20 protein-coding genes are annotated in these 21,756 nt (G+C 53.2%); 6 read left to right on the top strand and 14 right to left on the bottom strand.

Annotation, left to right across the window (positions count from 1 at the left end; translation table 11 throughout):
* Positions 1-2: 2 nt before the first annotated feature.
* Genes EKM73_RS06925 through EKM73_RS06905 form a run of 5 tightly spaced genes read right to left on the bottom strand, consistent with a single transcriptional unit; the run spans position 3 to position 3,897 of the window.
* A complete protein-coding gene (locus tag EKM73_RS06925; protein ID WP_125701239.1) occupies positions 3-677 on the bottom strand; it encodes an antibiotic biosynthesis monooxygenase in 675 nt (224 codons plus the stop codon).
* Positions 678-711: 34 nt separating this feature from the next.
* Positions 712-1,299 carry a DapH/DapD/GlmU-related protein gene (locus EKM73_RS06920; RefSeq protein WP_125701238.1) on the bottom strand — a complete coding sequence of 196 codons (588 nt, stop codon included), beginning with the start codon at positions 1,297-1,299 and terminating at the stop codon, positions 712-714.
* A 39-nt stretch (positions 1,300-1,338) separates the two neighbouring features.
* Positions 1,339-2,247 carry an amidohydrolase family protein gene (locus EKM73_RS06915; protein ID WP_125701237.1) on the bottom strand — a complete coding sequence of 303 codons (909 nt, stop codon included), beginning with the start codon at positions 2,245-2,247 and terminating at the stop codon, positions 1,339-1,341.
* 11 nt (positions 2,248-2,258) lie between these two features.
* Entirely contained in the window at positions 2,259-2,900 is a 642-nt protein-coding gene (locus EKM73_RS06910) for an NAD(P)H-binding protein (RefSeq protein WP_125701236.1), read from the bottom strand.
* Between the two features lie 52 nt (positions 2,901-2,952).
* Positions 2,953-3,897, bottom strand: a complete 945-nt coding sequence (locus EKM73_RS06905; protein WP_125701235.1) for an aldo/keto reductase — start codon at positions 3,895-3,897, stop codon at positions 2,953-2,955.
* A gap of 271 nt (positions 3,898-4,168) precedes the next feature.
* Here EKM73_RS06905 and EKM73_RS06900 point away from each other — a divergent pair, with 271 nt between their 5' ends.
* Complete coding sequence (locus EKM73_RS06900; RefSeq protein ID WP_164508882.1) at positions 4,169-5,320, top strand: low temperature requirement protein A; 1,152 nt, start codon at positions 4,169-4,171, stop codon at positions 5,318-5,320.
* 15 nt (positions 5,321-5,335) lie between these two features.
* Here EKM73_RS06900 and EKM73_RS06895 read toward each other — a convergent pair whose 3' ends face one another.
* Positions 5,336-5,716 (bottom strand): DUF2255 family protein, encoded by a 381-nt coding sequence (locus tag EKM73_RS06895; protein WP_125701233.1) that lies wholly within the window; start codon positions 5,714-5,716, stop codon positions 5,336-5,338.
* A gap of 116 nt (positions 5,717-5,832) precedes the next feature.
* Between EKM73_RS06895 and EKM73_RS06890 the strand changes: the two genes are divergently transcribed.
* Positions 5,833-6,714: a LysR family transcriptional regulator gene (locus EKM73_RS06890; RefSeq protein ID WP_125701232.1), complete on the top strand. Its 882-nt coding sequence runs from the start codon at positions 5,833-5,835 to the stop codon at positions 6,712-6,714.
* 49 nt (positions 6,715-6,763) lie between these two features.
* On the opposite strand, the gene EKM73_RS12885 is transcribed toward EKM73_RS06890, so the two are convergent.
* From EKM73_RS12885 to EKM73_RS06865, 6 genes are all read right to left on the bottom strand, one after another.
* On the bottom strand, positions 6,764-6,940 hold the full coding sequence (locus EKM73_RS12885; protein WP_225421336.1) for a DapH/DapD/GlmU-related protein: 177 nt from the start codon (positions 6,938-6,940) through the stop codon (positions 6,764-6,766).
* A gap of 15 nt (positions 6,941-6,955) precedes the next feature.
* Positions 6,956-7,345: an LbetaH domain-containing protein gene (locus tag EKM73_RS06885; protein ID WP_225421328.1), complete on the bottom strand. Its 390-nt coding sequence runs from the start codon at positions 7,343-7,345 to the stop codon at positions 6,956-6,958.
* 312 nt (positions 7,346-7,657) lie between these two features.
* Positions 7,658-8,503 carry an aldo/keto reductase family protein gene (locus EKM73_RS06880; protein ID WP_125701231.1) on the bottom strand — a complete coding sequence of 282 codons (846 nt, stop codon included), beginning with the start codon at positions 8,501-8,503 and terminating at the stop codon, positions 7,658-7,660.
* A gap of 174 nt (positions 8,504-8,677) precedes the next feature.
* Positions 8,678-9,037 (bottom strand): hypothetical protein, encoded by a 360-nt coding sequence (locus EKM73_RS06875; protein ID WP_125701230.1) that lies wholly within the window; start codon positions 9,035-9,037, stop codon positions 8,678-8,680.
* 130 nt (positions 9,038-9,167) lie between these two features.
* Complete coding sequence (locus tag EKM73_RS06870) at positions 9,168-9,419, bottom strand: hypothetical protein (protein ID WP_125701229.1); 252 nt, start codon at positions 9,417-9,419, stop codon at positions 9,168-9,170.
* Positions 9,420-9,506: 87 nt separating this feature from the next.
* The gene (locus EKM73_RS06865; protein WP_125701228.1) at positions 9,507-11,162 is read right to left on the bottom strand and encodes an FAD-dependent oxidoreductase; all 1,656 of its coding nucleotides are present in this window, start codon (positions 11,160-11,162) and stop codon (positions 9,507-9,509) included.
* A 495-nt stretch (positions 11,163-11,657) separates the two neighbouring features.
* On the opposite strand from EKM73_RS06865, the gene EKM73_RS06860 reads away from it, so the two are divergent.
* Positions 11,658-12,359: an ABC transporter ATP-binding protein gene (locus EKM73_RS06860; protein ID WP_125701227.1), complete on the top strand. Its 702-nt coding sequence runs from the start codon at positions 11,658-11,660 to the stop codon at positions 12,357-12,359.
* A gap of 8 nt (positions 12,360-12,367) precedes the next feature.
* On the top strand, positions 12,368-14,944 hold the full coding sequence (locus tag EKM73_RS06855) for an ABC transporter permease (RefSeq protein WP_125701226.1): 2,577 nt from the start codon (positions 12,368-12,370) through the stop codon (positions 14,942-14,944).
* A gap of 371 nt (positions 14,945-15,315) precedes the next feature.
* Here EKM73_RS06855 and EKM73_RS06850 read toward each other — a convergent pair whose 3' ends face one another.
* Positions 15,316-16,740, bottom strand: a complete 1,425-nt coding sequence (locus tag EKM73_RS06850; RefSeq protein ID WP_125701225.1) for an MFS transporter — start codon at positions 16,738-16,740, stop codon at positions 15,316-15,318.
* 788 nt (positions 16,741-17,528) lie between these two features.
* Positions 17,529-18,788, bottom strand: a complete 1,260-nt coding sequence (locus tag EKM73_RS06845; protein ID WP_125701224.1) for a D-alanyl-D-alanine carboxypeptidase family protein — start codon at positions 18,786-18,788, stop codon at positions 17,529-17,531.
* A gap of 215 nt (positions 18,789-19,003) precedes the next feature.
* On the opposite strand from EKM73_RS06845, the gene EKM73_RS06840 reads away from it, so the two are divergent.
* Positions 19,004-19,453 (top strand): CopY/TcrY family copper transport repressor, encoded by a 450-nt coding sequence (locus EKM73_RS06840; protein WP_125701223.1) that lies wholly within the window; start codon positions 19,004-19,006, stop codon positions 19,451-19,453.
* Positions 19,454-19,590: 137 nt separating this feature from the next.
* Positions 19,591-21,606 carry a heavy metal translocating P-type ATPase gene (locus EKM73_RS06835; RefSeq protein WP_382387415.1) on the top strand — a complete coding sequence of 672 codons (2,016 nt, stop codon included), beginning with the start codon at positions 19,591-19,593 and terminating at the stop codon, positions 21,604-21,606.
* Positions 21,607-21,756: the final 150 nt, after the last annotated feature.

Here is a 21,756-nt window from a genome sequence, read left to right as displayed (position 1 = left end):
GTCTAACCCTGGCGATCGACCAGCGTTAACCCACCCTGATTGACCAAGGTGTCCGGACTCAGCACCGTTGTCTGGGCCGTCTGGATCAACGACTGACTCGCGAGCTGATAGTGCCTGTTAGCCGCCGTCTGCTGGTAGCGTTGATAGGCCAGTTTATCCTGATAGACCTCAAAGACCACCCATTTTTGCGGATCATCGACGACTCGCCCAATGGTGATGACCAGCCGTCCGGCCTGAGTGGTCGTTGCTGCCGAACCACTCGCCGTAACCAGTTCCTGATACGCGGTTGCCTGGCCCGGCTCGAGGGTCACTTCCGTCAGCTGGACGAAGCGCGGCTCACCGCTCACCATCAGGGGCCGTGCCTGTTCTCTGAGCACGATTGGCGTGAGATTCACCACAGCCTGTTGGGTCACGGCATCCTTCGCCACCGCCCGAAACGCCTTGAATTGCGGCGAATTGGCGTGCTGGTCGTAGCTGGCGGCATCGCGATAGACCTCGATGACGCGATTCTCCAGTCCAGCCGGTGCCACGTGTAGGGCGTACATAGCCAGCGTTCCGGGCTCGTTTTGCATCGACGTCACCAGATTGTGTTTCCCGGCTGCGACAAAATTAGCCCGCTGTTCGGCAGTGATGGTCAACTTGAATAATCGAAATAACGGCGTTGCTTGATTTGCCATTCGTCTCACTTTCCTTTACGTGCCAAACAATTATCTAATTCCGAGGCAACGGCGGTAACGTTTCAATGATCCGTGCTGGAACACCGGCGACGACCATATTATCTGGGACGTCCTTCGTAACCACGGCCCCTGCACCAACCACAACGTTATTGCCGATGTGCACGCCGCCGATGATGGTCACGTTACCCCCGATCCATACGTCGTTGCCGATCATAATGGGCGCGGTGGTGGTAATTAGGTACCGACTGCCATCCGGCCGCACGCCGAACCGGTGCGTGGCGTCCAGCGCGTGACTGCCACAGTACAGCTTCACGTCCGGTGCAATGATCACGCGGTCACCCAGGATGATTTGATTGGAATCCTGGAACGTACAGTTGCCGTTGATAAAGACATCATCGCCGACCTGGATATGCACGCCATAGACCGCGCTGAAGTACCCGTTGATGGTCAAACGCTGGCCCGTGCGACCAAAGAAATCCTGAATGGCCGCTTGCCGAGCGGCACCCTGACCCCCGTTGATGACCGTGAGCAGTTGCTTTCCGCGAGTGATAAGCTGCTGGAGCTCAGGATCACGGTAATCGTAATCCTGGCCCGCCAATAATTTTTCGTGTTCCGTCTTCATTATAAAGTTGCCCCCTTTTGACCTGTCGTTTCGTCCAATCTACGCCATCAGCGTCTGCCAATTGTCGTGGAGAATGCCTTGTCGCTGCTGGTCCGTGATGGCCATCGCGGAGACGGCTTCTTCAATGACCGCTGTCGGCCCGACCGGTGGAATTCCGAATGGCGAGTCGGTCCCGAAGAGCACGTGGTCACTGCCGAAGAAGTCGACAGCGAGCTCCAATGCCTTGGGATTGCCTAGAATCGCCGTATCCACGTAGAACTTCTGGAAATCGGCATAGTCTGCCGGCCCTTGAATGTACTTGATGCGCTGGCTAAAGTACGGCACCATGGCCCCCGCGTGATGCACGATGACCTTGAGTCCCGGATACTTCCGGAAGTACTTCGCCGCCACAATTCCGTACATCGCCTGCGTCAACTCGTATTCCCAGCTAAACGTCAGGTTGTTATCCGGTTTGTGCGTATCGAAGACGGGATGGAGCCAAATTGGGGCACCGATCGCCGCTAATTTGGCAAAGATCGGTTCATAAACGGGCGCCGTGATCGGTTGACCCAGCGCCTGCGTGAAGAGTTGCACGCCGACCAAGACATCGCTACCGGCGACCTGCTCATCGATCAGTTTGAGTGCCGCCGGAACGTTATTCATCGGCAACATCGCCACCCCAGCTGGGAAGATATCCCGATTGGCCCGGACCGTTGCCGCTAACTCGTCGTTGCCCGACCGGCAGAGTGCCGCGGCCTGCTCGGGGTTGACAAAGTCCTCGGGATTCAGGTTGACCGCCGAGAGAATCTGTTGATGGTCGGCGGGTAAGGACGCGCGGTGCTTAGCCACATCCGTCAATAAATCGTTCTTCATATACGGAAAGTTATCCAGAATGTTGGGCTGGACCGCGTTCATTTGCGCGAGAAACTCAGGCGGTAAAATGTGGGCGAAAACGTCAATGACTGTCATAGACGTCTCCCTTAGACCCAGCTGGGTTGGTCGCCGTCAGTCCCGGGCTTGTCCAAGCCCACACTGGCATTCTGGTAAGTATTCGGCTGTGTGATGACCTTGAAGGCGAAGTCCGCGACACTCTTTCGGGAGACCTCGGTCCCTTTGAAGTCTTCACCCAACTGCGTTTCTTCGTAGTCGACTTCGTCCTTGTTCGTCAGCCAAGCCGGGCGAATCTCGGTGTAAGTCACGCCGGAGTCGACCACCAATTCGGCCGTCTTGCGGAACCCCGGCAGAAAGGCCCCAATCGCCTGTTCGTTCCACTCGCCGAATTTGCCGGGAACTTCATGATGGGCGCCCAATGAACTGATGTAGATTAACCGGTGCTTCCCGGTCTGTGCCATGGCGGCGAGGACACTCTGCATTTGGTCGGCCAAGTCCGTACCACCCAGGTTGGAGTAAACTACGTCCGCATCAGCCATACTCTTGGCCACCAATACCGTGTCCTTGATGTCGCCGTCGACGAGGGTTACCCGGTCGTTTGTCGCGTATTGATTCAACCGCGAGGCATCGCGCAAGAATAGCGTCAGAGTCGCCGTCGTTTCGTTGAGTAAGCGTTCCGTTACCAGTTGTGCCATGGCGCCATGTGCGCCGACAATCATTACTTTTGTCATCTAGTTATCCTCCAATTCGATTTACATCTTCATCATGTAGTCGCGGGCTGGCCTAAGCCATTGGGGCTTCCCAGGAACCCTTCGTGTTCACGTTTGCGGCCGTTGCTAATTCTTCTAGTCTGTTGATATCGCTATCGCTGAGTTTCAGGGCTAACGCCTTCGTTTCGCTTGGCATGTACTTGGCCTTTGTGACCCCCACGATTGGGGTGACACCCTTAGCCAGTGCATAGGCCGTGGCAACTTCGGCAGCGGAAGCGTCTTGCTTAGCGCCAATCGCCTTCAAGCCATCGTTTAGGGCCGTCACTTGTGGTAAGACCTCGTTATAGACGCTCGCGCGCATACTTCCGGCAGGCAAAGGATTGTCGACGTTGTACCGACCGGTCAAGAGGCCCTGTTCCAGGACCATGTAGCCAAAGAACGTGATGTCATGTTGCTTGCAGTAGTCAATGATGCCGGCTTCTTCTGAGGACCGGTACAGGAGACTGAAGTGATTTTGCACGGCTGAAATTTGAATACCGGCTTCACCCAAGATTTCATTGGCCCGCTTGATCTGGGCGAGGTTGTGGTTGGAGACCCCCACGCGTTTGATCTTGCCGCTTTGGACCAGCGGAATCAGTTGTGGCGTCCACTTTTCAACGTCGGCGGGGTTGTGGATCCAGTAGATATCGATAGTGTCGGTGTGCAACCGTTTCAGACTGCCTTCGAGCATGTCAGCGACTTCGTGGTCACTGTCGCCCGCGGCCATCTGGGGCGTGAACTTCGTGGACAATTGGTAGCTGTCCCGCGGATAGTCCTGCAGGAGCTCACCCAACTTCGATTCGGATTCACCGGAACCGTAAGCGTAAGCCGTGTCCCATAAGTTGAATCCAGCAGCCATCGCCGCCGTAACGACTGGCTTCAGATCGTCGGCCGTCAAATAATTCCCAAAGACTTGGCCTTCGGGCGTATCGCCCCAGGCCCAGGTTCCCAATGCAATTTTTGCTGGTATAGTTGTCATTATTTTTTCTCCTTTTGCTGGATAAACTGACAGTGACTTGATGCCCTCTTAATAGGGATAATCCTGTGTTTATCATACGAGTAATCGGTTACAATGTAAAACACCTAATCATTATGTCTTGCTATTCAAAAGTGACATGCTTACGACCCGAATCCCCAGTTTTCGCCATTGCCAGCGGTTAAGTAACCCGTGGCGAGTGGGGAGGCTTGACGTATCGCCGTTCTAAAATCATACTTACCCTACATACCTAAAAACTTTGGGGGAATTCACTGTGAATCATACACGCAAATCCTGGTGGGGCGCACCACGAACCATCACGAATACCATCGAAAACCGGAAGATTTCCTGGCTGGAACTCTTCTCCGACTTAGTCTATGTCGTCATCATCCATAGCTTCGTGGAGAACCTGTCCGAACACTTTACCCTTTTTGGCTTTGTGACCTTCTGGGTGCTCTTCCTGTTCTTCTTCAACACCTGGACCAACATGGTGCTGTACTTCGACCTGCACGGCAAGGCGAACCTGCGAAATACCTGCTTTGCCCTCCTACAGATCGTTGCCGTCGCCATCACGGCGACCTATACGACCGACGCCTTCGCCGGTCACTATACCGGCTTCATCCTCGCTTACTCGTTCAACCAACTGATCTACATGTACCTCTACTTCAAGACCATGGTTGCCGATCCGCTGCACGCGACGACTACGCGGCCCTTCTTGATTGCCTACATCGTGGGGGAAATCATCTTCATCGGCAGCATCTGGGCACCGAGCCTACTGTGGCAACAGGGATTGATTGTCCTCAGCCTGTTGATTTTCATTAGTACCGTCATGGCCGAGAACCACAACTTCGACGTTGAGTTTAAGCGCCGGGGGATTCCCTTTGAACTCAACTCCGCCATTCTGGAACGCTACGGCCTCTTTACCATGATTGTCTTGGGCGAATCGCTGGCCGGCATCATCGAACACATGACGGCGGAACACACGGAGCTCGCCGATTACACCCACTTCACCGCTGCTCTGGTCTGCATCATCGGGACCTGGATGATCTATTACACGCTGATGGACGAGCGGGAAGTAACCGCCAGCCATTATTGGCCCATCTCGCTGTTCCGCGGGATTCATCGCTTTCTGATTGCCTGTCTGACCCTGCAATCCTTCTTCATCTCGCAGACCTACGAGACCGGCAAACCCATTTACTACACGGGCCTCATCATCGTCACGGCACTGGTATTACTGGCCCTGTTGGCACTGACGCGGCCGCAACTCTACAACGTGCACCCACTGTCATCCCCTAAGCTCTGGGCCACCAGTGGGACGATCGTTCTGATGTTGCTCACACTGCTAATGCCCGTCTTTGTGGGATTGGCCCTGACTGACGTTGCCCTACTTACGTTGGGAATCTGGAGCTGGACGACGCAAGTCTAGCTAACCATCAGCCACTTAAATCGGTCGAATCTCGACCGTCGCGGATTGCGGGCCCACCTGGAGCATCGGTAGCAGGTATCCACTGCCCGCATATTTCTGCCGATAGGCTGCGTCAATCTGCTCAGTTACGGCGCTATTGGCCAAGACTGCGGCGAAGCTGACTTGAAAATTACAACCGGCTAGGTGAATACGCCCGCGTTGCTGCCGAACCGCCGCTTGGTACCACGAGGAACGTTGCCCATTCCAGGCGCGCGCGTACAGGTGCTCGCCCACAACGACCGACCAGATCCAGGTCGGCGTGCCACAGGTTCGACCATCATCGTACAACGGGGACACCTGCAGATCATCCGCAACCGCAAAACTCTGTAGCCGTTGCGGCGTCCATTGTTCCATCATCACGCTACCTCCTTTCCTTGTCACCTTATACATCCATCCTATGGCTTGACTTCCGGCATGTCGAATGCTTAGATTAGATTGAATGCTATACAAATTAGTTATAGGAGCTGAGTGCCATGGAATTACGCGTTCTCCGTTACTTCTTGATGATTGTTCAAGAAAAGACTATCAGTAAGGCCTCGGCCCGTTTGCACGTGTCGCAGCCAACCGTCTCTCGCCAGTTAAAGGAACTCGAGGAAGAGCTGGGGACGACCCTCTTTACGCGCGGCAATCGGACCATTCAGCTGACCCCGGATGGCGAATATTTTGCCAACCAGGCCCGCCAGATTCTCTCCCTGACCGATAAGACCCTGACGAACATTCATCAGGAAACGGACATCAGCGGTGCCGTCTACGTGGGAAGTGCGGAGGCCCGTAGCGTATTGACGGTTGCGCAGGCCATCGGCCACCTCAATCAGCAGCATCCTCACGTTCAGATTCACCTCGTCAGTACCGATGCCAGCGACATTCACAGCCAATTGACCTCCGGTGTTTTCGACTTCGGCGTGGTCATGGAACCCACGGATAAGAGCGACTATGACTTCTTGCGGCTCCCCGGCGAAAGTCGCTGGGGGCTGCTCGTCCAAAACAGTTCGCCCCTAGCCCAACAACCTACCGTGAGTCTGGACGACGTGGCGCAGACGCGGCTGATTCTTCCCCAACAGGGGGGCAGCGCGCGAATTCACGCCGTCTTCGGCCTCACCCAAGAGGACCTGAACGTCGCGGCCACCTACAACCTGCTGTATAACGCATCTTTGCTGGTATCTGCTGGCGTGGGGAATGCACTGGGACTGGATGGCATCGTCAACACCAACCAGTCCGACCTGACCTTTGTCCCACTGGCACCCCGGACATCTTCCGGATCGAGCCTGGTCTGGCTAAAGGGCCAACGCCTGTCCACGGCGGCACAAGCGTTGTTGACTCAGGTTCGCGCAGAACTGACGCCGACTGAAAATTAAGACTGATTATGACCTTAGGAGCTGGCACTTGTCGGCTCCTTTTTATATCCTAATCAGTCGGCGCGCCCTTCACCCGACGCAACACTCTCGCCGGCGTACCCACGACCACCACGTTCGCGGGAACATCCTTGGTCACCACGGCTCCGGCGCCCACAATGGCGTTCTCACCAACAGTTACCCCGGGAAGCACCGTTGCCCCGGCGCCGATCCAGGCATTCTGTTCAATGTGAATGGCTTTGGCCTAAACGTCACGGCGATGGGCCGGATCCTCGAGATGGTTGACCGTGACCAGCGTGGCACGCGGCCCAATCAGTGCGCCCTCGCCCAAGTAGATACCGCCCAGGTCCACGAACATGACATCCTGATTCACGTAGACGTTCTCGCCGATAAAGATGTGCGGCCCAAAGTCGCTGTGTACCGGTGCATTGATCTCCGCAGATTCCGGCACGCTGTATCCCACGACCTGACTGAGCGTGGCGCGCCGCTGAGCCGGCGTCTGGTCCCTTTGGTTAAACTGTTTCAAGAGTTCCTGCGTGCGTTGCACCGTTTCGTCGATCTCCCGGAAATCTTCACCGGAAAAGTCGAGTGGTAAGCCCTGTAGCGCCCGCTGAAAGATAATTGGTTCTGTCATTTGAATGGCTCCTTTGCTTATTTCTGGATGATGCCTAGTATAGTGATCAGTCCTAGCCATATCAAATACCTATTTCAAATGATGCAATATAGTTGTCAGGCATAGATGGCTTCTTTCCGAAAATGCCCTATACTTATTACTAATGTCAAAATGCCGAATTCAGTCTCACATTTCTCCCGAACTTTATCTTTTCTTAACCAAAAAATGACGGTTCCTCGTATCTTGAGGAACCGTCATTTATCGGTTAATTTATTTTGATTTTAATACCAGCTAGGCTTGTCACCGTCAGTTCCAGACTGATTCAACCCAACACTAGTCACCAACTGGATGCCAGCCGTTAGGATCCGACAACCGGTCGAGAAAGGCCATATCCTTGTCGTTGATCTCAAAGTCCAGCTCCGTGTTGGCCTGAACGTGAACCATGGAACGGCCCTTAGGCAGTGGCGCCACGCCCTTTTGAACGATGTAGCGCAGGGCTAACTGTGGAATCGACACGCCGTAATTACCAGCGACCCGTTCCAATTCGGGACTGTCGATTAACCCACCGGTAGCTAGTGGGGAGTACGCCTGAACCGTGATGTCATTGGCTTCCGCCGTCTTCACGATGGACGCCTGCGTGTGACCCACGTAGTATTGAATCTGGTCAACAGCGGGCTTAACGGTTAAGCCATCCCAAGTTAACAGGTTTTCCAGGTCGTGAGAGTTGAAGTTGGAGACCCCAACCGACTTAGCCTGACCGCTGGCATAGATATCCTGCATGGCGCGCCAAACGTCGCGGTTTTCGGCATCGTGGTTAGACCCCATTTGTGCCCATGGCCATGGTGCGTGGATGATGTAAGAATCCACGTAGTCGAGATCCAAGGCAGCTAAACTGCTCTTGAAGTCGGCCATTGCCGCGTCGTAGGACTTGGATTCAGCGGGCAACTTGGTCTGTACGAAGATATCTTCGCGGGCCACATCACTGTCCCGCAAGGCTTCGCCGACACTCTGCTCGTTGTTGTAGGCCTTGGCGGTATCGATGAAACGGTACCCAGCCTTTAAGGCATTGCTGACGGCATCGTAAGTTTCCTTACCGGGCCGCGTTTGCCAGGTGCCAAACCCAACCTTGGGCATCTTGAGACCGTTATTCAACGTAAAAGTATCCGTAATTGTTGGCATAGCTAATCCTCCATTTTCTAACTGATGAGTTTATTTTAGTCCCTTAGGCCCACTCGAAGGCAAGTCATTTGTTTCTTGATTTTTACTATCTTTTAATCAACGAAAACAGGCCCCCAGAAATCGATCGACGACTTCTGGAAGCCCTTTTAAGTATCTGATGTTCAGTTATACCGGTTAATAAGCTTGCCCATAAATAATCCAGTAGGCCCATTCGAAGGGCGTCAACCCCAGGAATGCCAGCCAAATGAATAGACCAATTAGAAAGACAATGCCATAAAGTGTCAATAAAATTCGCTGACGCATTGGGAGCTGTCGCCAGCCAACACGGTAGGTATGAATGCCATACGTCAGGACGCCAATGAGTCCAACAAGCCCCCAAACCAATAATCCCATTAAGACCAAAGCATCCGGATGAGATGGGTCGTTTTCCGCCATCAAAACATATCCGTTAATCATAACCACCAACGGTCCCCCGATGGTCAAACAAGCGACGACTCCGGCAATCCACGGTCGAATCTTTGAAAATGTCTGCATATGTACTCCCCCTTAGTGACAGCATGCGCGTTTTAATTTTGACAGTCAACTACGATAGGCATTCACTGAACGGGAACACAAAAAAAGGCTGGGATTTCTCCCAACCTTAGCTTACGCATTCTAAAGATGCTTACTTTTCCCAGCCACAGAGCTTGTAGTGGTGGCTCTTTGCCCATTTCAGCGTCACGTGCTTGAGCTTGCCCGCGTGACTGAGCCCCCGACAATTCTTGGCATAATGGTACTTCCTACCATGGTTCGGCGCAATCCAAACCTTAGAGGCCTTGGCTTCGGCCGTCGTCGTGTGAATGACCATAGGTTCTGCAACCCCGGTCAGCGTAAAGGTAGCGGCAATCAATAGGGCCGCTTTCCGTAGTGTCTTCATGAGTCTCCTCCAAAATAATTGCAAAATACGTTTCTCTTAATTAATTATATAGGGGGGTATATTAAAAATACAATCACCTTTTACGGCTTACCGCTGATAGATCAGGTCTTGTGGCCGCACCGCATGATACAGGGCAAACGCCCCGTCCAGGTTGACCACATCAAAGCCGTGCTGACGCAAAAGTCGTTCGGCAATGTAACTCCGTTGCCCACTGAAACAGCTGACCACATACGGTTGTGCCGGATTCAACTCAGTCAGCCGCTGCCGTAACTGATTCAACGGGATATTACGGGCCTGTGGAAACTCACCATCCGCCAGTTCATCGACATCCCGGACATCCAGCACCTGTCGACCAGCCGCCAACGCCGCCGGCAACTGGTGCCACTGAATCGTCTTGCTTAGCCCCTCCGCCACGTTCATCGCAACATAGCCCAGCATGTTGACGGGGTCCTTGGCTGACCCAAACGGTGGCGCATAGGTCAGCTCCAGCTCCGGTAAGTCGTCGATCGTCAGATCCCCCTTGATGGCCGTGGCCAACACATCGATTCGCTTGTCCACGCCCCGTTCTCCGACGCCTTGCGCGCCATAGATTTCCCCAGAATCAGGATTGAAGACTAATTTTAAGGTGAGCGGTGTGCTCCCGGGAAAGTACCCCGCGTGACTGCCGCCGCGCACGTGAACTACCCGATACGTGAGGCCAGCCTGTTGCGCCTGATACTCACTAAGGCCGGTCGCCGCGGCCGTCAACTTAAACGCCCGCACGATGGCGGTGCCCAGGCTGCCCCGGTTGGGGTGGGGCAACCCGGCAATGTTATCCGCCACCTGACGACCCTGCCGATTGGCCGGCGATGCTAGGGGAATCAGCGTTGGGTCATTGGTCACCTGTTGCTGGACCACGATGGCATCCCCGACCGCATAGATATCCGGCACGCTAGTCTGATATTGCTTGTCGACAACGATACCACCGTGAAAGCCTAAGCGTAAACCAGCAGCCTTAGCGAGTTGACTGGCTGGCCGCACGCCGACCGCTATAATCGTAAGGTCCGTGGTGAGCCGCGTTCCATCCGCCAAAATCGCCACTTTGCCAGCATCTTCGAATGACGCGACCGCCTGACCAGTGATGACCCGTACGCCGTTACGTGCTAGCTCAGCTTCAACAAACGCCGCCATTTCGGTATCCAGTGGGGGCAACACGTGCGGTGCCTGTTCAACGACCGTCACCTTGAGGCCGCTCAACACTAGATTCTCGGCGACTTCTAGCCCAATGAAGCCACCACCAACGACTAACACATGCTGCGTGGATTCGGCCTGGATCCCGGTCATAATTTGATCAAGATCGGGGATACTCCGCAAGGCATAGATGTTCTTAGCATCCGCGATACCCGGCAGATCTGGCATGATTGGCCGCGCACCCGGCGCCAGGATCAACCGGTCATAGGACTCGTGGGTGAGCTGGCCTGCGTACCGGACGACGACCTCGTGGCTATCGGGCAGAATCCGGGTAACCTCGTGATTCGGCCGTACGTCCAGATTGAAGCGCTGCTGTAACTTCTCCGGCGTTTGAACCACCAAGTCAGCGTGCTCACTGATTTCACCGGACAGGTAAAACGGTAGCCCACAGTTGGCAAACGACACGTAGGGCCCTTTGTCAAAAACGATAATCTCAGCGTCTTCGTCCAACCGGCGTAACCGGGTCGCGGCCGACATCCCGCCGGCCACACCACCAATAATGACGACTTTCATCCACAAAACTTCCTTCCGTTTCCAATTGATACCCCAACCGGTATCTCTGCGCCAAGTATACCGGACCCAGTTAGATTTTCAAGCGTTTTTGAAAACGTTTCCCGTTGCGTCTACATTGGTTTCCGCCTACAATTGGATTAATGTCTGGATTGTATAGTGTCGCCTGCGGTTGCCATGACACACCGTACTTTTCTGAATTCAATTGAACTGCCACGTTGCCAGAAATGGAAACTACCCATGGCGGTACCATTGCTTGGTAAACGATGCCTCAGCCGGAGAAGGCCAGGGATGTCGGCGCCATGACTACGTGCTGTAAGCGCGGGCTTCCAGCACGGGACGACCTGGGAAACTCGCTGAACTTTGGCGAGGTTTCCAGGCGAGCCGGAAGCCCGCCCTTCGGCTGCAGGCGTTCCCCACAGCAGGCGGAATCCCTGGCAGCCGCAGGCGATAACAACTATTACCAACAAAAAAGCAAAAGACAAGGAGAATCCAAGTATGGCTTACATAGAAGTTCGTAACGAAACGCGTCAATTTACCCAAGGCGACCAAGTCACCACCGCCAACCGCGACATCTCCTTTAGTGTCGAGCAAGGCGAAGTCGTCACCATTCTGGGGCCCAGTGGCGCGGGGAAATCCACGCTGCTCAATATCCTCGGAGGCATGGACAGCCCCACCAGCGGCCAAGTCCTGATTGATGGCCAAGACATCGCGCAGTTGACCGCTAAGCAACTCACAACCTACCGGCGTCAGGACGTCGGCTTCGTTTTTCAATTCTACAACCTCGTACCCAACCTGACTGCCAGAGAAAACGTCGAACTGGCCTCGCAAATTACCGCGGATGCTCACGACGTCAGCGAGACGCTGGGACTAGTTGGTCTGACCGACCGGGCCGCCAATTTTCCCGCGCAACTCTCCGGGGGTGAACAGCAACGGGTCGCTATTGCCCGCGCCATCGCTAAGAACCCCAAGCTCCTGCTGTGTGACGAACCAACCGGTGCCTTGGATTACCAGACTGGGAAACAGGTGCTCCAAGTCATTCAGGACGGTGCCCGGCGGACCAATATGACCGTCATCATCGTCACCCACAATAGCGCCATTGCCAAGATGGGTGATCAGGTCATCCACATCAACGACGCTCAGGTCCAGTCCGCTCAACGCAACCCGCATCCCACACCGGTTGCCGAGATTGAATGGTAGGTGCCGCCATGACAAAAAGTTATGTCAAAGCCATGTTCCGAGAAATTGGCCGTTCCAAGGCCCGTTTTCTCTCAATCATGTTAATTATTTTTCTCGGCGTTGCCTTCTACACCGGCATTCGGGCAACCGGGCCGGACATGCTTCAAGCTGCCGATGACTACTACGCCACTCAGAAATTAGCGACGAATAGCGTCCAATCCACGGCTGGCCTCACCAGACAAGACCTGGCCGTTTTACATCAACACCGCAGTCAGATTGCCTATCAGGCCGTGAAGTACCTGGACATCAATCAGCTCAATAACAATCAAACCGTCCGGGTGGCCGAGGTACCCGCCAAGCAACGCGTCAACCGGCTAACGGTGGTCAGTGGCCACCTCCCGCGCAAGGCCAACGAGATCGTCCTGGACCAGCAGGCGCGGACCCTCCAGCCCCATTTGAAATTAGGATCGACCTACACGATTGCCACCACTGCCAAATTGAACACCTCCTTTAACCGGCGGACGTTTACGGTCGTCGGCTTCGTTAACTCTCCCCGCTACATCGAGAAGACGACCCGCGGCGTTACAACCGTCAGCAAGGGCACATTGGACTATTTCGCCCTGGTCAAGCCGGGCACGCTGACCCAAAAGGTAGCCAGCCGCATCGACATTCAATTCAAGAACCTCGCGACCGTTGCCCCCTACTCCGCAACGTACAAGCACCGGCAACGAGCCAATACGGCCAAACTAAAATCCTGGCTCAAGCCCCAAGCGGCGAAACGCCAAGCCCAGCTTCAGCGGCAGGCTCGCGCGCAGTTAGCGCCACAGATCCAGCAGGTGACGCAACTGGCCCAACAGCTCCCAGCCAACTCGCCAATCCTGCACAAAGCCCAGACCCAGATCAAGCAGGCCCAGGCAAAGATTGCCACGATTGGCCAGCCCACCTATCTCTATACCGGTCGGGCCGCCAATCCCGGCTACAGCGAATACCACGAGAATACGCAACGGGTCGTGGCGCTGTCCACGGTCTTCCCGCTCTTCTTCATTGCCATCGCCGCGCTGATCTGTTTAACGACCATGACACGGATGGTTACCGAACTGCGGATTCAGATGGGAACGCTCAAAGCCCTCGGTTACAGCAATCTCGCCATTGGCAGTGAGTTCATGCTCTATGGTGGACTGGCCAGTCTGCTAGGCACGCTCCTAGGCGTGGGTTTTGGGGTCAATTTCTTCCCCCGGTTCATCGCCCAGGCCTATGGCAGTATGTATAACCTCCCCGCCATCAACGTCCAGTACCTGTGGCCGGACATCCTGATTGCACTGGTCATCGCGCTGGCCTGCACCATGGGCAGTGCCGCTATTGTTCTGCGTGTCGACCTCCACAGTACCCCCGCAACGTTGATGCAACCCAAGGCCCCTAAGGCTGGCAAGACGTTGTGGTTGGAACATTGGCGTGGCTTCTGGCGGCGTCTGAGCTTCAATCACAAGGTCACGCTGCGGAATCTCTTTCGCTATAAACAACGCCTACTCATGACGGTTCTGGGCATCGCTGGCTGCATGGCGATGATGATTACCGGCTTCGGCTTAAAGGATTCCATCGGCGATATCAGTGTCAAACAGTTCAATCAGCTCTGGCACTACGACGCCATCGTCGTGCGCAACGGCACGCAGACGGCTCAGCAGCGTCGCGCCCTACACCAACAATCCTTATACAAGAACGACCTGGTTCTCAAGCAATCACAAGTGACCGTGGAACGCGCGGACGTAGCCAACCAAACGGCAACGTTGAGTGTGCCCCAGCGGCCACAGCAACTGAAAAAGTTCGTCGTCCTGCGGAATCGCCAGAGCCACCATGCGTACACGCTCAACAGCCAGGGCGCCATCATCGATGAAAAGCTGGCCAAGCTTTACGGCGTCAAGGTCGGTGACCAACTGCCGGTCAAGCTGGGCAATCACGCCATCAAGCACGTCCGGATTTCAGCCATCGCGGAAAACTACGTCAACCACTTCATTTACCTGTCACCGCAGGCCTATCATCACGTCTTTGGCCAGCACCCCGTCTACAATGGCAATCTGGTCCAGTTCAAGCATCACGGGCAAACGGCCCAGAACCAATTTGCCAGCAATCTCCTGAAGACCAAGGGCATGCTCAACGTCAGTCTGCTGAGTACGGAGAAGAAAAACAACTTCCAGATGCTGGATACGATGGATCTGGTCGTCGTCATCTTCGTGGTCGCCGCTGGAGCATTGGCGCTAGTCGTCCTCTACAACCTGACCAATATCAACGTTTCCGAACGGATTCGCGAGCTCTCAACGATTAAGGTGTTGGGCTTTTACGACGGCGAGGTCACGATGTACATTTTCAGAGAAAATCTCATTCTAACGGTCATGGGCATCTTCTTCGGTTGCTTCATGGGGGATTGGCTTCACAGCTACATCCTCAATACGGCGGAGACCGACAGTCTGATGTTCTCGCCGGGCATTCATCCTGTAAGTTACGTGTACTCGGCCCTTCTGACGCTGGCCTTTAGCTTACTGGTCATGTGGCTGATGCACCGCAAATTGAAACGGATCAACATGCTAGATGCTTTGAAATCAGTGGATTAACTAAGTTTTGCCTCCGGCTGGCAGGGATTCCGCCTGCTGTGGGGACCGGTCCAAGCCAAAGTGCGGTCTTGGACCTCGACTTGAAACCTCGCATAAACCCGCGAGTTTCCAAGCTCGTCCCATGGTGTAAGCACGGGAAGAACCAAGCGCCCGTCCTAACACCATCGTCACGGCTGGCTACACCCTACCCTCCTGCGACCACGCTGGGTTAACCCCCCTGGATTTCCACTCCTATGATAGTTTTTTCATTTCTATCCGCTAGCATCACATCTCACAAAAATTCCAACCACAGAAAAAGTCGTGCTCACCATTCAAAATTGAATGACGACCACGACTCTTTTAAATTAATTTACTTTTTTAAACCGATCTGCTTACTTAGCTTCTTCTTCCTCTTCAGCGTTTTCAGAGTGAATTTCAGCTAATTTGGCAGCGTTGGCGTTAACGCGCTTCTTACTCAATGGGTAGAAGAACAGTAAGACCAAGCCGGCCAGTAACAGACAGAAGGTTGGTACCCCAGTAGCTAAGGTGTAGATGTGGTTAACAACGGAAGCTGATTGTTGGGCACCACCACCAGTAGATGACTTGTAACCGATGAAGGTCAACATGAACCCACCGAAACCACCGGCGATAGCTTGGGCAACCTTACGAGCAAACGAGTTAACACCATAAACCACACCATCTTCACGGACACCCGTCAAGACTTCGTGATTATCGATAACATCGGTGATGAAGGCCCAAACCATCAGGTTGAAGACCCCGGCACCTAAGGAACCGAAGAACAGCATTACCAGGTAGAACCCGGCGCTTTGTGTCCGCATCATCATTAAAGTCCCGTAGATTGCGGCACCGATGAATAAGGCAACGATAGAACATTCCTTACGACCAAACGTCCGCGTCATCCAGTTACTGAATGGGGCTAACAGAATAACAGTCGCAAAGTTGAAGACCAACGCGATACTCAAGGCCTTCGTATCCTTGAAGTAATCGTTGAACAGGTACGTCAACAACGTCCCTGACAAGTTTTGGTTGATAACGATTAAGATATCAACAAGAACCAAGACAACTAAGGCTTTGTTTTCGAACAAGCCCTTAACCAAACGTGCTAATGGTACCTTTTCAGACTTTTCAGTCCGCACACGTTCAGTCGTTAAGGCAGTCGTTAACGTGTAGCAAGCCCAAGCGACAATGGCACAGCCGACAACGACCCAGAAGAACCGGTTCCCAGAAATCTTTTGGGAAGCCCCAACGTAAATGATCAGTGGTAAGACGTAACTGGTCAGCGCACTACCAACGGCAGAACCGATGGCACGGAACGTTGACAATGAGGTCTTATCGTTAGGATCCCCACTAATTGCGGAAGCCATTGAGCCATAAGGGATGTTAACTGAGGAATAGAAGATCCCCCATGATAAGTACGTAATGAAGACGTAAGCCAAACGTGCTGGCATCGCCCAATCCTTGACGATTGGCACGAATGTCAAGATGAAGGCAATCATCAATGGGTACTTCATCCGGTTCATCCAAGGCTGGAACCGGCCACTCTTATGTAACTTACTGTTATCGACGAATCGCCCAACCATGATATCGGCAAAGGCATCGACGAACCGAGCAGTCAAGAACAAGATACCAACTTGAGCCCCAGTTAAACCGAGGACGTTGGTGTAGAAAATCATTAAGAACGAGTTGATAACGTTAAATGAGAAGTTATTCCCAATATCACCAAACATATAACCGATACGGTCTTTTATGTTAAAAGGCGCGGCATCGATGGTAATCGTTTTTTGTGTTTTATCCAATTTTCCTGACACTTCCTAAAAATAGATATAGTCTAAACGTGCGAAATAAGGGCTTAACTGAACGCTGTGGTAATCCTAGCTAGGGTATTTACGGTAACGCTCTCTTGTATAACTAGTATACAAGTTAGGTTCAGCGTACCACGTGTAGAAATCGCTTTCAAGGACAAATTAAAAGAATTATGTGAATTGGTAGCCGATTTGCTACCAATTCGCAGGGCCTCATACACTGCTACATCAACGTTTATCGTTATACGTGTTCTTGTGATAAATTTTAAAATAAAAATGTTTCCGCTTTCACTAAAAACCAAGATCCAACTGGTTTTTCCTTCTGATATACCACCTAAGCGCGAAAATTAGCAATTTAAACAATTCCCAAAACATCATTCCCCCTGCAATCGCCAGAATAGCCACTGGCCGTACTCACTCAGCAGTCAAACCGCCCGTTACCTGGCGACTATGTTAATCTAGGCTTGCTGTAAGTTGCAACCTCTGCAACCAATTGGACAGTAATCTCCTAAGAATCGTGACATGTCACTCGTTTCGTTCACAATTTTTCGGATAAAGTTGACCTCTTTTTCTGAAAACCTTCTATCTCAATCTTATAAATCTCATCATAAAATAGTCCGGACGAATTCAACGCGCACGGTATAAATCAGGCCGTTCGCTTACCCATTAACATATTTGGCTTATCGAACGATAATGTTTTCTCTTCCTATAAGAAATGCTATCAAAAAAAGAACCGAGACAGCTGTCCCGATTCTGTTAAATCATATTAATTGGTTTAGCTCTTAAAACAAACTCGCGACTGGTTGCTTCAACGCCGTCAACAGTTGATCAGTCGTCGACTTGGCCGTAAACACGACGCGCTCAGCAAATAAGGTCGCCGTTTGGTCAGCACGGTACGTGATCTGCTGGGCAGTCCCGGTCTGTGTGTCGGTGACGGTGGCCTGCGCCACGGGATCACCCGCATCGACCGTTCCTGAGCTCAGTTGTGCCGGCGTCAATTTTGTCTCGACCTTCGTCGTGAGACTGGCCGTCTTATCCTGATACCAGACACCAGCCTGTGAAGCCGTTGGCGTGGCGGTCACGGTCGTGGCTAGACCATTGGCTAACGCAATCCGCTGAGAAGTCAGTGGTGTCGTTTCCAAGCTATACTTCTGCTTCAACTGCTTGATCAGCTTATTCATCGCCGAGAACGTCGTGTCCCCACCCAGAATCGTGGCGACCATGCGTTGCCCGTTAACCGTGTAGGTTGCCGTGAAACACAGTTTGGCGTTTTCCGTATACCCGGTCTTCAAACCATCGATGCCGCTTTCCTTCTTGTACTGCGACTTGCCTGGCAGACAACTGTTTTCATTGTAGATCTTGGTGCCATTGATGCTGGCTTCCGTTTGGCTGGCGATTTTGGTGATCTCCGGGTCCGCCTTCAGGAGTTGTTGCGCCACGGTCGTGATGGCTTTAGCGGAGACCAGGTTCTGCTCGCTCTTTCCGGTATCGGGCAACACGAGATCGTAATCCTTGAGATCGGAGTTATCGAGACCGGACGAACTGATGAAGTGGGCTTCTAACCCCCACGTCTCACTTTGCTGATTCATCAGGGCGATGAACTTCGCATTACTGCCGGCGACAATCTCACCCAATTCGGTGGCCGCACTGTTAGATGAGGCAATCATGGCTGCCGCGACCAGTTGCTTGACCGTAAACTTTTCTCCCGCCTTCATCCGCAAAGAGGAGTAGGCATAGCTGTGACTTAACTTCAAAAGGTTATTCGGCATGGTGACCTCTTCATCCCAGCTGAGTTTTCCTTCATTAATAGCTTTGACGGTGAGGTAAACCGTTAGTAATTTAGATAATGAGGCAATCGGATACCGTTTATCAGCATTTTGCTGGTAAAGGACTTGGCCGCTGTTGGCATCCATGACGTAAGCGGCGCGCGCCGGTACCTTACTGACCGTCTTACTTGCCGCTTGGGCCGTTACCGGTGCCAAGATAGTGGCAATCAAGCCGACGATTGCAATGACGCGTAACCAGCGTTTTAAAAGAACCACAGGTAAATAAGCTCCCTTCGTGAACTAAACTTATCTTTCAATTATACAAAGTCTTGGCGGTAACACCACGATTATTGGGAAACTTCCACAAATTTTAATTACTTATTAGTGAATTTGTAATCGAATGGCAACCTTGTTCTTGACACTTTACGTTTACAGATGTAAACTCTAACCATCAAGTAAAACTACAAACGTAAACAAAGGAGTGACTCATCGTGGCAATCACCGAAAATACTGAAATTACCGAAGCCATTACCGACGCCGAGTGGGCGGTCATGCGAATCGTCTGGACGCTGGGTGAGGCCGACAGCCATACCATCATCGACTTGGTCAGCCAGCAACACGACTGGAAGGCCGCAACGATTAAAACCTTGATTGGTCGACTGGTCAAGAAGGGCGCGCTCGCCACCACCAAGAATGGGCGGCAGTTCATTTATACCCCACTCATTCCCGAACAGGCCGCCATGGACACGGCGCTAACCAGTCAGCTCGACCAGATGTGTGCGATGTGTCGTGGTCAAGCCTTCGTCAACGCCATCGACCAAACCGAACTGAGCCAAACAGATATTCAAGAACTGATTACGCATTTGCAAGAAAAGTTAACCACGGCACCGACCACGATTACGTGTGACTGCCTGCCGGAGGGCTATGAGGGGAGCTGTTGATTATGAAAGAAACTGAACGACACTTGGGGATGACCCACATGAATATGAACCACGACATGAAGGGCATGGATCACAGTCAGATGAGTCACGACGACATGGCCGGCATGGCGATGGGTGACGGCTCTGAACACCAGGACATGAGTAACATGGATATGAGTCATATGGATATGGACATGGGCGACGGGCACATAATGCACATGGGCAATCTGAAACGCAAGTTCTGGATTTCCCTGATTCTCACCATTCCCGTAGTCCTGATGTCCCCCATGATGGGCATGACACTACCCTTTCAATGGATTTTCCCAGGGAGTGACTGGATTGTCGCTATTCTCGGCACGATCCTCTTCTTTTATGGCGGTGCCCCCTTCTTCAGCGGCGCCAAGGCTGAGCTTCAAATGAAGCGGCCTGCCATGATGACCCTGATCAGCATGGGGGTCGGCGTGGCCTACATTTACAGCATCTACGCCGTCATTGCCAACAATCTCTTTCACGTGACCCCGACCGTCAACAACTTCTTCTGGGAACTCTCCACGTTGATCGTCATCATGCTATTGGGTCACTGGATTGAAATGAACACGGTCATGAATGCCGGTTCCGCCGTTGAAGCCTTGGGTAAGCTTTTACCACAAGATGCCCACGTCGTCGACGACCAAGGTAACACGACCGACATCCAACTGAGTGACCTGCAAGTTGGCCAAACCGTAGCGATTCGCGCCGGCGAACAAGTGCCAGCCGATGCCTTAATCCTGGATGGGAGTTCGGACGTCAACGAGTCACTCGTGACCGGTGAGTCTAAGGCTGTTCGTAAGACGGTCGGTGACCAAGTCATCGGAGGGTCCGTCAATGGCACGGGAACAATCACGGCCAAGGTGACGGGTACCGGGGATTCCGGTTACCTGGCCCAAGTGATGAAACTCATCAAGGACGCCCAAAATTCTAAATCAAAGTCCGAAAATCTCGCGGACCGCGTGGCCGGTTGGCTCTTCTACGCCGCCCTCTTTGCCGGGATTCTCGCCTTCATCGTCTGGTTGACCGTTGCCGACTTGGCGGTCGCCCTACCAGTCGCCGTTGCCGTCTTCGTTATCGCCTGCCCCCATGCATTGGGCTTGGCTGTACCCCTAGTTGTCTCACGGAGTACCGCTTTGGCTGCGCAAAATGGCCTGTTGATCCGGAACCGGAACGCTATGGAACAAGTCAAGCAAATCAATTTTGCCTTAATGGATAAGACGGGGACGCTGACGATGGGTGAATTCAAGGTCAACCACCTGGTCAGCTTCGATACCCAGCATAGTGAAGACGAGGTTCTCAGTCTGATGGCGAGCCTTGAAAAAGGTTCAAGTCACCCGCTCGCTACCGGGATCTTAACTGCCGCCGCGGGCAAAGACCTGACGTTTACTGCTGCAACTGACACCCGTCAGGAAACCGGGATGGGGCAATTCGGGACCATTGCCGGCACCACTTACGGCGTCGTCTCCGTGAACTACCTCGACCAGCACCAATTAGCTTACGACCACGACCAATTCACCAAGTTTGCTGCTGAAGGTAACTCTATCAGTTACCTGGTTGCCGGCGATACCGTTCTGGGTTTGGTCGCCCAAGGTGATCAAATTAAGCCAGCTGCCGCAACGCTGGTGGCTTCGTTGAAGAAGCAGGGTATCACGCCAGTCATGTTGACCGGTGATAACCAGGAAACGGCTGCCAAGGTTGCCGCTTCCGTTGGGATTGATGATGTCCAAGCACGCCTGTTACCGGAAGATAAGGAACGACTGGTACAACAGTATCAGAAGGATGGCAAGGTTCTCTTCATTGGGGATGGGGTCAACGATGCACCTAGTCTGGCCCGCGCCGACATTGGCATCGCCATCGGTTCTGGGACCGACGTGGCGATTGAATCCGCCGACATCATCCTAGTCTCCAGCGATCCCGCCGATGTCATTCAATTCTTAGACTTAGCTCGCGCAACCCACCGAAAGATGACTGAAAACCTCTGGTGGGGAGCTGGGTACAACCTGATTGCAATTCCACTGGCCGCTGGGGTGTTGGCACCGATTGGCTTCATGCTGAATCCTATGGTGGGGGCGGTTGTGATGTCATTGAGTACAATTATCGTCGCTATCAACGCCATGACCCTCAAGATAAAAACGGTCGCTTAGTGTTTAGGTCGTCGCCTGCGGCTGCCAGAGATTCTGCCGCTGTGGGGACCGCCTGCAGCCAGAAAACGGGCTTCCGGCTCGGTTTGAAACCTCGCAAGAATCATGCGAGTTTCCAAACACGTCCCACGTTGTAAGGCCGGGAAGAACCAA

This window comes from Levilactobacillus fuyuanensis (assembly GCF_003946395.1).
Classification (GTDB): Bacteria; Bacillota; Bacilli; order Lactobacillales; family Lactobacillaceae; genus Levilactobacillus; species Levilactobacillus fuyuanensis.
This window is presented reverse-complemented; position numbering and strand designations above follow the sequence as displayed.

What these genes read in the sequence shown, in the direction of transcription:
- EKM73_RS06885 (WP_225421328.1), bottom strand. Translation starts at nt 7,345, where the DNA reads ATGACAGAACCAATTATCTTTCAGCGGGCGCTACAGGGCTTACCACTC.
- EKM73_RS06895 (WP_125701233.1), bottom strand. Translation starts at nt 5,716, where the DNA reads ATGATGGAACAATGGACGCCGCAACGGCTACAGAGTTTTGCGGTTGCG.
- EKM73_RS06875 (WP_125701230.1), bottom strand. Translation starts at nt 9,037, where the DNA reads ATGCAGACATTTTCAAAGATTCGACCGTGGATTGCCGGAGTCGTCGCT.
- EKM73_RS06835 (WP_382387415.1), top strand. Translation starts at nt 19,591, where the DNA reads ATGAGTAACATGGATATGAGTCATATGGATATGGACATGGGCGACGGG.
- EKM73_RS06920 (WP_125701238.1), bottom strand. Translation starts at nt 1,299, where the DNA reads ATGAAGACGGAACACGAAAAATTATTGGCGGGCCAGGATTACGATTAC.
- EKM73_RS06890 (WP_125701232.1), top strand. Translation starts at nt 5,833, where the DNA reads ATGGAATTACGCGTTCTCCGTTACTTCTTGATGATTGTTCAAGAAAAG.
- EKM73_RS06865 (WP_125701228.1), bottom strand. Translation starts at nt 11,162, where the DNA reads ATGAAAGTCGTCATTATTGGTGGTGTGGCCGGCGGGATGTCGGCCGCG.
- EKM73_RS06870 (WP_125701229.1), bottom strand. Translation starts at nt 9,419, where the DNA reads ATGAAGACACTACGGAAAGCGGCCCTATTGATTGCCGCTACCTTTACG.
- EKM73_RS06855 (WP_125701226.1), top strand. Translation starts at nt 12,368, where the DNA reads ATGACAAAAAGTTATGTCAAAGCCATGTTCCGAGAAATTGGCCGTTCC.
- EKM73_RS06905 (WP_125701235.1), bottom strand. Translation starts at nt 3,897, where the DNA reads ATGACAACTATACCAGCAAAAATTGCATTGGGAACCTGGGCCTGGGGC.
- EKM73_RS06860 (WP_125701227.1), top strand. Translation starts at nt 11,658, where the DNA reads ATGGCTTACATAGAAGTTCGTAACGAAACGCGTCAATTTACCCAAGGC.
- EKM73_RS06880 (WP_125701231.1), bottom strand. Translation starts at nt 8,503, where the DNA reads ATGCCAACAATTACGGATACTTTTACGTTGAATAACGGTCTCAAGATG.
- EKM73_RS06915 (WP_125701237.1), bottom strand. Translation starts at nt 2,247, where the DNA reads ATGACAGTCATTGACGTTTTCGCCCACATTTTACCGCCTGAGTTTCTC.
- EKM73_RS06910 (WP_125701236.1), bottom strand. Translation starts at nt 2,900, where the DNA reads ATGACAAAAGTAATGATTGTCGGCGCACATGGCGCCATGGCACAACTG.
- EKM73_RS06925 (WP_125701239.1), bottom strand. Translation starts at nt 677, where the DNA reads ATGGCAAATCAAGCAACGCCGTTATTTCGATTATTCAAGTTGACCATC.